The sequence below is a fragment of the Acidisoma sibiricum genome (genome assembly GCF_057837225.1).
This window is the reverse complement of record NZ_CM174445.1, coordinates 2,664,603-2,675,977: the sequence shown is the minus strand read 5'-3', so window position 1 is coordinate 2,675,977 and position 11,375 is coordinate 2,664,603. Positions and strand designations below refer to the sequence as shown.

General features: G+C 66.4%; 13 protein-coding genes. 7 read left to right on the top strand and 6 right to left on the bottom strand.

Going from position 1 to position 11,375, the window contains the following annotated elements; genetic code table 11:
• Window positions 1-53 precede the first annotated feature (53 nt).
• From AC3G7M_RS12755 to AC3G7M_RS12745, 3 genes are all read right to left on the bottom strand, one after another.
• Complete coding sequence (locus tag AC3G7M_RS12755; protein ID WP_489212402.1) at window positions 54-272, bottom strand: hypothetical protein; 219 nt, start codon at window positions 270-272, stop codon at window positions 54-56.
• 305 nt (window positions 273-577) lie between these two features.
• Window positions 578-751 carry a DUF3309 family protein gene (locus tag AC3G7M_RS12750; protein ID WP_489212401.1) on the bottom strand — a complete coding sequence of 58 codons (174 nt, stop codon included), beginning with the start codon at window positions 749-751 and terminating at the stop codon, window positions 578-580.
• Window positions 752-916: 165 nt separating this feature from the next.
• Complete coding sequence (locus AC3G7M_RS12745) at window positions 917-1,627, bottom strand: class I SAM-dependent methyltransferase (protein WP_489212399.1); 711 nt, start codon at window positions 1,625-1,627, stop codon at window positions 917-919.
• A gap of 97 nt (window positions 1,628-1,724) precedes the next feature.
• On the opposite strand from AC3G7M_RS12745, the gene gloB reads away from it, so the two are divergent.
• From gloB to AC3G7M_RS12730, 3 genes are read left to right on the top strand one after another with little or no spacing between them, the layout of a single operon-like run.
• On the top strand, window positions 1,725-2,456 hold the full coding sequence (gene gloB, locus AC3G7M_RS12740) for a hydroxyacylglutathione hydrolase (protein WP_489212398.1): 732 nt from the start codon (window positions 1,725-1,727) through the stop codon (window positions 2,454-2,456).
• 48 nt (window positions 2,457-2,504) lie between these two features.
• Entirely contained in the window at window positions 2,505-3,107 is a 603-nt protein-coding gene (locus tag AC3G7M_RS12735) for a glutathione S-transferase N-terminal domain-containing protein (RefSeq protein ID WP_489212396.1), read from the top strand.
• Window positions 3,108-3,119: 12 nt separating this feature from the next.
• Window positions 3,120-3,560 (top strand): cupin domain-containing protein, encoded by a 441-nt coding sequence (locus AC3G7M_RS12730; protein ID WP_489212395.1) that lies wholly within the window; start codon window positions 3,120-3,122, stop codon window positions 3,558-3,560.
• A gap of 10 nt (window positions 3,561-3,570) precedes the next feature.
• Here the strand turns inward: AC3G7M_RS12730 and AC3G7M_RS12725 are convergent, their stop codons facing one another.
• The 3 genes from AC3G7M_RS12725 to AC3G7M_RS12715 form a co-directional block, all read right to left on the bottom strand.
• Entirely contained in the window at window positions 3,571-4,758 is a 1,188-nt protein-coding gene (locus AC3G7M_RS12725; RefSeq protein WP_489212394.1) for an MFS transporter, read from the bottom strand.
• 205 nt (window positions 4,759-4,963) lie between these two features.
• Window positions 4,964-5,584 (bottom strand): pyridoxamine 5'-phosphate oxidase family protein, encoded by a 621-nt coding sequence (locus AC3G7M_RS12720; RefSeq protein ID WP_489212392.1) that lies wholly within the window; start codon window positions 5,582-5,584, stop codon window positions 4,964-4,966.
• A gap of 57 nt (window positions 5,585-5,641) precedes the next feature.
• On the bottom strand, window positions 5,642-6,493 hold the full coding sequence (locus AC3G7M_RS12715; protein ID WP_489212391.1) for an alpha/beta fold hydrolase: 852 nt from the start codon (window positions 6,491-6,493) through the stop codon (window positions 5,642-5,644).
• A gap of 97 nt (window positions 6,494-6,590) precedes the next feature.
• On the opposite strand from AC3G7M_RS12715, the gene AC3G7M_RS12710 reads away from it, so the two are divergent.
• From AC3G7M_RS12710 to AC3G7M_RS12695, 4 genes are all read left to right on the top strand, one after another.
• A complete protein-coding gene (locus AC3G7M_RS12710) occupies window positions 6,591-7,538 on the top strand; it encodes a LysR family transcriptional regulator (protein WP_489212389.1) in 948 nt (315 codons plus the stop codon).
• A 113-nt stretch (window positions 7,539-7,651) separates the two neighbouring features.
• Entirely contained in the window at window positions 7,652-8,797 is a 1,146-nt protein-coding gene (locus AC3G7M_RS12705; RefSeq protein WP_489212388.1) for a glycosyltransferase, read from the top strand.
• Window positions 8,798-8,883: 86 nt separating this feature from the next.
• Complete coding sequence (locus tag AC3G7M_RS12700; RefSeq protein ID WP_489212387.1) at window positions 8,884-10,374, top strand: glycosyltransferase family 39 protein; 1,491 nt, start codon at window positions 8,884-8,886, stop codon at window positions 10,372-10,374.
• On the top strand, window positions 10,371-11,363 hold the full coding sequence (locus AC3G7M_RS12695; RefSeq protein WP_489212386.1) for a threonine ammonia-lyase: 993 nt from the start codon (window positions 10,371-10,373) through the stop codon (window positions 11,361-11,363). Before AC3G7M_RS12700 ends, AC3G7M_RS12695 begins: the two co-directional genes overlap by 4 nt.
• The last annotated feature ends 12 nt before the right edge of the window (window positions 11,364-11,375 follow it).

The window sequence follows — 11,375 nt, the reverse complement described above, 5'->3', positions numbered from 1 at the left end:
TTTCCGGCGGCCGTTCGGTGTGATGTTTGTCAAATGGACGTGGGCAGGGACGCCTAGTTGGTCCAGGTCGTCATCGTTTCCCCATCTTCATCCACCAGCTCGTCGCAGCTGGCGATGTTCAGCTTGCCCAGAAGATCGCCGCTGACACTCAGCCCGTGGCTGGACAGCAGATCCGACATCGCCTTGGCAAATTGCAGGCGCACGCGGGGAATACGGCTCAGTTCGCGCCGCAGATCGGCGATATCGTCAATAGGCTTCAGGTCTGTCAGCATGGCGCTGTCCTCCGTCCGGGGTGATTTTTGATGGTGGTCACTCAACCAAGCGCGGTCGTTCTTACGAACTGACAACATACAGGACTCATAGTGACAGGGCAGAATAACAGCAAGAGTTTTTGTTTTGAATTAGTACCGTTTTAAGGAAATCGGTCGAACCGATACGATGTCGATACTCTCTCTGCTGGACGGTTTCTAGGATGGGCAGGCCGACATCTGCGCGCTTGCCGCTGATCCTGCCGCACAAACAAAAACGCAGCGCCCTTGCGGACGCTGCGTGTCGTAAAAACCCAGGGAAAACGGAGTTAGTAGTGGTGACCGAAGAGCAGCAGCAGGATCAGCACCACCACCAGAAAGAAGCCAAGACCGCCGACGCCGTAGCCGTAATGCGGGCGATCCCGGTAATAGCCGCGGCTATAGCCATAACCGCCGCCGCCGAAAACAAGGACCAGCAGAATGATGATAAGGATCAGAAACATGGCCAACTCCTGTGAAGGCCAGACGGCCCAGGGTTAGGCCGTCGGGCGCGTCTCGTTGCAGTGACACATGGCGCTGCCCGGACGTACGGCAGGGGGGGCTACACAGGAACGTGATCCACCGCTCCGCCAGTCCTTTTCGATGCCGCACTGATAGCAGGGCTGCCGCTACGGGACTTCCGCCAGGACAAAGCGGCGCGCAGGCACCATCTTCGTCGGGATGGCGGAATAGACATCCTTCACCGCCTCGGCGATCGTCACCCCCGCCAATTGCGGCATGGCCCAATGCCCGACACGCTCGAACAGGCGATTGCTGCGCAGGACAAGACGCGTCTCCATGGGCGGCATGAACAGAGCGGTCTCGCGCTGCTCGACCCGGAACAGGCTTTGTGACAGCAACCGCCCCACCTGCCCCGCTGAATAAGGCGTGCCATGGCCGAAGGGCGTGTTCTCGAAATAGGCCCACATCCCGCGCCGGTTGGGGGTCACCACGATCAGCCGTCCGTCATCCTTCATGACGCGCCAGATCTCGCGCAGCAGGCGGCGGGCATTCTCGGCCCCTTCCAGCCCGTGCACCAGCAGCACGCGGTCGAAAACCGGCCCCGCGAAGGGCAGCGCATCCTCTTCCGCCATGCAGGTCAGGTTCGCCCCACCCACCGGCCAGCGCGCCGCGCCGAAATGCGCCGGCGTGACAGCCACGGTCAGCCGCGCATCCTCGCGCCAGCCGCGCAGATAGGGCGGCGCATAGCCCAGGCCCAGTACGGTCCGTCCGGTCATATCCGGCCACAAGCCGGCAATCCGGTCGCGGATCAGGCGGCCGGCCACGATCCCCTGGGCGGTTGCGTAGAAATCGGCTGCTGCATGAACATCAAGTGCCATCCGGCCGATCATAGCGTAAAGCACACAGCACCGCGATGCGGCTGAAACGCCGCGCCGCTGCATTCCCGCGGGCGGCCTGCGGTGCTAGGCTTTGGCCATGACCCTCACCGCAATCCCCGTCCCCATGCTGTCCGACAACTACGCCTGGCTCCTGCGGGACGAGGCATCAGGCGCCCTCGCCTTCATCGATCCAGCCGAGAGCGAGGCCGCGACCGAAGCGGTGCAAGCGATGGGCGGCAAGCTCGACATGATTCTCCTCACCCATCACCACAATGACCATATCGGCGGGGCCGAGGCGCTGCGCACGCGGTTCGGCGCGCAGATCGTCGGCGCGGCTCTCGATTCCCATCGCCTGCCGGCGCTCGATATCGGCGTGCGGGAGAGCGAGGATTTCACCTTCGCCGGTCATAAGGTTGAGGTGCTGGAGACGCCGGGCCATACGGTCGGCCATATCTCCTACTTCCTGCCCGATGGCCCGATGCTGTTCTGCGGCGATACCATGTTCAGCCTCGGCTGCGGCCGCATGTTCGAGGGCACGCCGGTGCAGTTCTTCGACAGTTTCCGCAAAATCGCCGCCTTGCCGCCGCGCACGCTGATCTATTGCGGCCACGAATATACCCAGTCGAATGCGCGCTTCGCGCTGTCGATCGACCCTGACAATCAGGCCCTGCGCGACAAGGCGGCAGAAGTCGACCGGCTGCGCGCGGCAGGGCAAATGACAGTGCCGGTGCGGCTGGAAGACGAACTTCCGGTCAACCCCTATCTGCTCGCGCGCGACGCGGTGAGCTTCGGGCGTATCCGCCTGCTCAAGGACACATTCAAAGGCTGATCGGCGCACTGCGGCGCCTCTTTCCTCATCCCTATAAAGGACGTTCCGGTGAAGCTTTTCTACTCGCCCAGCAGCCCTTTCGTGCGCAAGGTCGTGCTCGCCGCCAAGATCCGTGGCCTGGACGCACAGATCGAGCGTCTGCCGACCGATGCACATAGCTCGCCGGCCACGCTGCTTGCGGCCAATCCGCTGTCGAAAGTGCCCTGCCTTCTCACGGAAGATGGCGTCGCGCTCTTCGACAGTCCCGTCATCTGCGAATATCTCGACAGCCTCGGTGATGCGCCGCCGCTTTTTCCTGATCACGGCGGTCCGCGCTGGACGGCGCTGCGCCAGCAGGCTTTGGCCGATGGCATTATGGATGCCGCGGTCCTCGCCCGCATGGAAAGCGTCCGCCCGCAGGAGGAGACGCGCGCTGCCGTCATTGCCCGGCAGAAAAGCGCTGTCTTGCGCGGACTGGCGGTGCTGGAGGAACATCCGCCCGAAGCCGGCAACCCCACCATCGGCTCCGTCACCGTTGCCTGCGCGCTGGGCTATCTCGATTTCCGCTATGCCGCGGACAACTGGCGTGACGGCCATCCGCGGCTCGCGCGCTGGCTGGACGGCTTTGCCAAAACCGTGCCGGGCTTTGCCGAAACCGCGCCACCGGTCTGAGCGGGCCAGGCGATGGACCTGACGCAGCCGGGCCTCGCGGCGGATGCGGTGGTGGCAGCCCTCGGCCTGTCGCCCCATCCCGAAGGCGGCTTCTATCGGGAGACCTTTCGCGACGGCGATCTGCAAAACCGCGGCGTCGCGACTGCCATCCATTTCCTCTTGCCGCGCGGCGTCATCAGCCACTGGCATAAGGTCGATGCCGTGGAGATGTGGTTCTGGCATGCGGGCGCGCCGCTGCGGCTCGATGTCGCCAAAGCGGGATCGGCACAGGCCAGCCTCACCCTCGGGCCGAACTTAGGCGCGGGCCAGGCCCTGCAGGGCGTCGTGCCGCAGGATGCCTGGCAGCGCGCCGAAAGCCTGGGCGACTGGACCCTCGTTTCCTGCACCGTCTCCCCGGCGTTTCTGTTCGCTGGGTTTGAGATGGCACCGCCCGGCTGGGAACCCGCCGGCTGAGCGCGGCTGGCTAAGCTGTCCGCACGCCCCTTGCCACCTGATGCGCCCAGATCGCCATGCCAAGGCCGATCGTGGCAGCCAGGCCGCCGATCAGGAAAACTGGCGCATAGCCCGACCGGTCAGCCAGCAAGCCGGCGACCGGTCCGGTGGCGCCATAGGCCAGGTCCTGAAAGGCTGCGAAACCGCCCACCGCCGTGCCCCGCTGCTGGGGTGCCACCTGTTTGACGACCTCGGACCCCATGGCCGGAAACACCATCGAGCAGCCGAGGCCCGTCAGCGTGGCACCGGCGAGTGCCGAGAGCGGTCCCGGCGCCAGCCACAGCAGATATTGGCCGCAGGCCTCGATGGCGAGCGAGACGATCGCCACAGGCGTGCCGCCGATGCGGTCAGGCAGATGGCCGCAGAGCAGGCGCACGGCGACGAAGCCGAGACCGAAGCAGGTCAGGCCGAGGCCGGGATGCGGCCAGTGGCGGCTGAGGCAATAGAGCGAGAAGAAGGCCCCCAGCGCCGCGAAACCCACCCCCTGCAAACCGACCGCCGCACCCGGCCGCCAGATGCGTCCGATAATCGTCCAGAAGGATTGGCGATGGCCGCCCGATGGGGCGACGCCCGGCACGCGTGCGACCCCGATCAGCCCCAGAAGCGGCAAGACCGCACAGGCCAGCATCAGCCAGCCGAAACCGAAGCGATGCGTGATCCACAGGCCCAGCGGTCCGCCCACGGCGAAGGCGCCATACATGGCCATGCCGACCAGGGACAGGACCTTGCCGGATCGTGCCTGGCCCATCAGGCCAATGGACCAGCTGATCATGCCGACCAGGGCAAGGCTTTCACCCAGGCCCAGGACCAGACGCCCCAGGATCAGGGCCGCGTAGCCCGCCGTCACCGGCACCTGTGGCAGGCTCGACAGCAGGCAGATCAGGCTGGCCGCAGCATAGACGATCAATCCGCGCTGCATGGAGCGTTTGCCGCCATGCAGGTCGGCCTGGGTTCCGACATAGCTCCGTGACAGAATCGTCGAGAGAAAAGCGATGCCGACCGCCGCCCCGCCATAGGCGTTGTCGAGGCCAAGCCCCCGCACCACATGCAGCGGCACCGCAGGCAGGGACATGGCAACGGACAGATAGGAGACGAACAATGTGGCTGTCAGGATGACGACACGACGATAGGCCGTATCCGGCCGATCCCTGGCAAGCATGGTCAAGCACTCCGCATAAAGGATGCCAGCCTCGGGAAAGCGCTGGCCTGATGGCCGCTCGCCCCTGCACGCCTGGCAGCCGGTTTATGCGTTGATTGACGTAAACGCTTACGGGCCGTTCGGCCTTCGGTATGGCCACATAGAACGAAGGCGCGCGGCGTGCAAGCGGGCTTCGATGACGGTGTGGCCAGGTGCCCTTTCCTGGCTAAGACTGCCCTAGCTGCGCGCGCAGGGCCGCGACCTCCGCTTCCAGCGCCGCGACATGATCCATCAACGGCTTGATCGCCTGGCCCACCTCCGCCTCGGTAAAGCGCGGCGTGATATGCTGCGGACAGTTCCAGTCGAAGGTGACCAGATGCAGAATCATGATACGCTCGACCTTGGCTTTGTCGTCCGGGTCCAGCACGATCGCCGCCACATCCGGCCGCTCCGCGGCTGATACGATCTCCATGCGGCCCAGGATCTTCATCCGCGCGCGGCGTGGGTAGTCCACCAGAATAAGCGCGACGCGATCATCGGCGGACAAGTTCCCCACGGATATATACTGCCGGTTTCCCCGATAGTCCGGGAAGGCGAGCGTCGTCGCATCAATCACCTTGACGAATCCCGCCTTGCCGCCGCGATGCTGGACATAGGGCCAGCCGGTCTCACCGACGGTCGCCATATACAGATGGTCCTGGTCAGAGATGAAGGCGATTTCGTCCGCGCCGAAACGGTCGAATTCCCGGTGGCCTTTGAAATTGGTCCAGGTCCGGTCGCTGCCCATCGCGGCCTGAGCGGCGCGTACGGCGGGCGTCGCCATGATATCCAGAAACCCATAGCCCATGACCGATCTCCCTGTATTGGCCCGGTGCGGCCCGCGGGCCGCGCCGGGCGGCCTTGATCAGGCGCCCAGAAAACGTTCGATGAGAACTGCAATCTCGCGAGAATGCGTCTCCACCGCGAAATGCCCCGTGTCGAGCAGATGCACCTCCGCCTGCGGCAGATCCCGCCGGTAAGCCTCGGCTCCTGCCGGCAGAAAGTACGCGTCATTCCGGCCCCAGACGGCCAGCAGCGGCGGCTGATGCGCCCGGAAATAGTCCTGAAAGGCGGGATACAGCGCGACATTGGTCTGGTAGCTGAGGATGAGGTCCAGCTGAATCTCCCGCGCTTCCGCACGATGCATGTAGTGCTGGTCCAGCGTATAGCCGTCCGGGCTCACCTGGCCTTGCGGTGCTCCGTCTTCATACTGCGCGCGGATCGCGGCGTCGCTCAGGGACGCGCGGCAGGCGTCGCGATGCGCGTCCGTCGGCTCCCGCCAATAGGCCTGCCACGGCTCCCAGTCGCGGCTCAAACCTTCCGCATAGGCATTGCCGTTCTGGGTGATGATGGCGCTGACGCGCTCTGGATGCGCCATCGCCAGACGCAGCCCCACCGGCGCGCCATAGTCGAAGACATAAAGCGCATAGCGCGTCAGCCCGATCGCCGTCACGAAGTCCCCAATGACATCGGCAAGAGTGTCGAAACCATAATGGAAAGCATCGCGCCCTGGCGCCTTTGTCAGGCCGAAACCCGGCAGGTCCGGCGCAATGACGCGAAAGCGCCCGGCCAGAAGCGGGATGAGGTCGCGGAACATATGGCTGCTGGTGGGAAAGCCATGCAGCAGAAGCAGCACCGGCGCATCGGCCGGTCCGGCCTCGCGGTAGAACACCTCCACCTCACCCACCGTCTGCGTGCGATAGCGAATGTCGATCATGATCGTCTCCTGTAACGCTCTGGCACGGAGACTAGCTCCTTGCAGAAACCGGCAGAATGCGCGTTCCTTGGCAGGCTTGCTTTCAGGAATCGAAATCATGGACCGCTTGGACGCGATGGAACTGGCAGTCGCCGCCATTGAGGAGGGCTCGCTCGCCGCCGCCGCCCGCCGCCTTGGACGCTCAGCTGCCGCGGCCACGCGCGCCCTCGCCGTGCTGGAGAATGAGGCCGGGGAGACGCTGGTGCTGCGCTCCACCCGCGGCCTGCGCCTGACGGACGCGGGCGAGCGTCACGCCGCGGTATGGCGGGATGTGCTCAGCCGCCTCGCGGACATCCGGCTGGACCCCTCCGCGCCTAGCATCAGCGGCACGCTGGTGCTGACCGCGCCGGAACTCTTCGGCCGCTTGCACGTCGCGCCCGTGCTCGAAACCTTCCTCGCCCTGCATCCCATGGTGCAGGCGCGGGCGCTTCTGCTCAACCGGGTTGTGGATATGCAGGGCGAAGGCGTCGATGTCGCGATCCGCCTCGCGCATCTGGCCGAGACCAGTCTCGTCGCCGTCAAGCTCGGCATGGTGCGGCAGGTGGTCTGCGCGTCCCCTGCCTATCTCTCCCGACACGGCCAGCCGCGGGACCCGGCCGGGCTTGCAGACCATGCCTGCATCGGCATGAACCCGGACGGCAACCGCGAGCTGTGGAGCTTCCGGCGGGAGGCCGGGGGCGCCCCTCTGCGGGCAACGCCGGTGCAGACCCGCCTCGCGATGACCAGCGTCGGCGCCGGGCTGGATGCCGCCTGCCGCGGCGGCGGCTTCATTCGCTGCCAGTCCTATCAGGTGGCCGGACACCTGGCCGCGGGCCGGCTGCAGCGCGTTCTCATGCCGTTCGAGCCGGAGCCGACCCCGGTCCATATCGTCTTCCGTGCCAATCCGCGGCGCTGGTCGCCGGTGCGCGGCTTCGTCGATCATGCCGTCCCCATCCTGCGCCACGAACTCACGCAGGTCGCCGCCATCATCGACGGTCTGCCTGAATCCGCACCCCGCGGCCCGTGAGCAGCCGCAACCCCGCGCGCGCCGAAATACCGCCGCAAATCCCTCACATTATGGCGTCTCTGCGGAGCCTTGGGGGCTTTCGCATGCCGGAGTGCTCGCTTATGGACTATGCCATGACCGAAGAATCCCAACCCGTGCCGGAATCGGCCGCGGCGTCCGCTCTGCGTCCCGTCAGCGCGGAGCTGTCCATCGTCGTGCCCTGCTACAAGGAGCGGCCGAATGTCCGCCCGATGGTGGAACGCGTGGCGGCGGCGCTGCCCGGTGTCGCCTGGGAGATCATCTTCGTCGACGACAACAGTCCCGACGGCACGGCGGATGAGGCGCGCGCCATCGCGCGCATCAACCCGCAGGTCCGCTGCATCCGCCGCATCGGCCGGCGCGGCTTGTCAAGCGCCGTGATCGAAGGCGCGCTCTCCTCCTCCGCCGATTTCGTCGCCGTCATGGATGGCGATTTGCAGCATGACCAGACCGTCCTCCCCGCCATGCTGGAACAGCTGCGTGGCGGTAGCGCCGATATCGTCATCGGCAGCCGCCATGTCCTGGGCGGGTCCTCCGACGGGCTGTCATCGGCCATGCGCCACCGCATTTCCAATGCCGGCATCTCGGTCGCGCAATATTTCCTGCCCATGCGCATCACCGACCCGATGAGCGGCTTCTTCATGATGCCCCGCGGCCGGTTTGAGGCGATCGCCCCGCGCCTGTCGGGCCAGGGTTTCAAGATCCTGCTCGACCTCATCCTCTCCGCGCCCGAGCGGCTGCGCGTGCTGGAAATCCCCTGCCAGTTCCACCGGCGTGAAGCGGGCGAAAGCAAGCTCGATGCGCTGGTCATGATCCAGTTCGCCTCCCTGCTGCTGGACAAGGGCTTGCACGGCTATGTGCCGATGCGATTCGTCGCCTTCGCGCTCGTGGGCGCACTCGGCATGATCGTGAACCTTCTCGCCGTGTGGCTCGGCCAGGACATCGGCCTCACCTTCGTCGCGGCGGAAATCATCGCCACCATCATCGCCATGCTGTTCAATTTCCAGCTCAATAACCGGCTCACCTATCGCACCCACCGGCTGCGCGGACCGAAACTGATCCGCGGCCTGATCCTGTTCATGGCGGTCTGCGGCCTCGGCGCCATCGCCAATGTCGGCATCGCGACCGCCCTCTTCTCTAGCACCGCCCATAATGGCTTCGCGGCCGCAGCCATCGGTGCTGCTGTCGGCGTCGTTTGGAACTATGCCGTCTCCTCCACCCTCGTCTGGCGGACGGTGTGACCGCGGCGAATACCGCTATCGCTGAGGTGGGGCGCGGGTTTCGGGGCTAGTGCGCCCTGGCACGCCTGGGCCATAGGCTGACGCTGATGCCAGGACCTTCCTCCCCCCGCTCCGATGCGGCGCTCTTCGCGGTCGCGCTCGGTCTGATCACGCTGCTGCGGCTCACGGTCGCGGCGGTGACGCCGGTGTCGCCCGACGAGGCCTATTACTGGCTTTGGGCGCAGGCGACGGCGGCGGGCTATTACGATCATCCCTTCATGGTCGCTGTCTGGGTGCATATCGGCACCGCACTCTTCGGCCAGACGGCCCTCGGCATCCGCCTGCTGGGGCCCGTCAGCGCCGCCCTCGCCTCGCTCCTGATCCTCGATGCCGCACGCCGCCTTGGGCTTGGCCGTGGCTATGCTGCCGCCATCCTGCTCAATGCGACGCTCATTTTCGGCGCCGGCAGCGTGCTGATGACACCGGATGCGCCGCTGCTGTTTTTCTGGATTCTGACGCTTTGGGCGATGGCCCGAATCGTCACCGGCGGTTCCGGGTGGTGGTGGCTCATGGCGGGGCTGGGCGCCGGCCTCGCACTCGACAGCAAGTATACGGCCGCCTTGCTGCTGGCCGGCATCGGCCTCTGGCTGCTGCTGACGCCCGCCGGGCGCCGCTGGCTTTGGCGCGATCTGCGTCCCTGGATCGGCCTCCTTGCGGCGCTGCTGCTCTTTCTGCCGGTCATTCTGTGGAACGCCGACCATCACTGGGTGAGCTTCGCCAAACAGGGCGGCCGCACGGCGGATTTCCACCCGGCCCGCGCCCTGCAGTTCCTGGGCGAGCTGATCGGCGGCCAGATCGGGCTCGCGACCCCCATCATCTTCGCGCTCTGCATGGTCGGGCTTTTGCGCGTGACGGTGCAGACCTGGCGGACGCGCGCCCCCGCCCCCAGCCTGCTGGCCGCGCTGGGCGTGCTGCCCGCTGTGGTCTTCCTGCAGCATGCGCTGGGCGACCGGGTGCAGGGCAATTGGCCCGAAATCCTCTATCCCGCCGGCGTCATCGCCGCGGCCGGCCTGCCGGCTTGCGCACGCTGGCTAAAGCCCGGCGCGATCCTCGGCTTCGCACTCACGCTCCTGGTCTATGTCCAGGCGATCGCGAGCCCCCTGCCGCTCGGCGGCGTCAGCGACCCCACCATCCGCCTGCTCGGCGGCTGGCATAAGCTCGGCAGCGTGGCCGAACTTCACGCCCGGCAGATCGGCGCGCGCTTTATCGCGGTTGACGAATACGGTCTCGGTTCGGAACTGGCGCTACGCCTGCCGCAGTCGATGCCGCTGCTGGCCGACGACCCCCGCTGGCAGTATTTTTCACTCCCCCACCCGGCCACGGCCGCGCTGCCGGAGGGAAGCACGGGTCTGCTGATCCGCACCACCCGGCGGCGCGATGCGCCTGACGCCACGCCCTGGACCAGCATCCGCGCCATTGGCACCATCGCGCGCGGCCGCAATGGCCGGGTCGGCGAGACCTATACGCTCTATGCCGTCATCCTGGGCCCGCTCGCCGCCACCCGTCTCGCCCGCCTTCCTACCGGAGCATCACCGTGACTGACCGTCTGCCCATGATCGAGGATATCCTGTCCGCCCGCGCCCGCTGTGGCGCGCGTCTGCGCCATACGCCGCTGCTGCGCAGTGCCGTGCTGGATCGTGCGGTGGGCGGCAACGTGCTGCTGAAAGCAGACAACCTCCAGCATACCGGCAGTTTCAAGCTGCGTGGCGCCATGAATGCCGTGCTGTCCCTGATCGAGCAGGGCCATAAGGGCGGCATCGTCGCCTTCTCCTCCGGCAATCATGCCCAGGCGACGGCTTATGCCGCGGCCGCCGCTGGCCTGCCCGCGACCATCTTCATGCCGGCGGATGCGCCCGCCATCAAAACCCGCCTGACCAAATCCTGGGGCGCGCGCGTGGTGCCCTTCAACCGCCTGACGGACGACCGCGAGGCGCTCGCGGGCGCGGAATGCGAAGCGACCGGCGCCGCCCTCATCCCGCCCTATGACCATGCGGACGTCATGGCCGGCCAGGGCACGGCGGGGCTGGAGATTGCGGCCGATGCGGCGGCTGAGGGCCTTACCATCGACGCGCTGCTGGTGCCCGTCAGCGGCGGCGGCCTGCTGGCAGGGGCCACACTCGCGGTGCAGACGCGCTTTCCCGGCGCCAAAACCTATGCGGTCGAGCCTGAGGGGCGCGACGACATGCGCCGCTCGCTGCTGTCCGGGCAGCGGGAGGTGAATGGTCCAGGCGGCTCCACGCTCTGCGACGGCTTGCTGTCACCCAGCCAGGGCGTGCTGACCTTCGCGGTTAACAAGGACCGTGTGGCGGGCGGCATCGTGGTGACGGATGAGGCCGTGCTGCGCGCCATGGCCTTCGCCTTCCTGCATCTGAAACTCGTCCTGGAACCATCAGGCGCGATCTGCCTCGCGGCCCTGCTCTCCGGCGCCTTCGACGGGCGGGACAGGACGACGGCCATCATCCTCTCGGGCGGCAATGTCGATCCCGAGACATTTGAGCGCGCGCTCGCCTATACCGATAGCGTCTGAAAAATTCGGCGG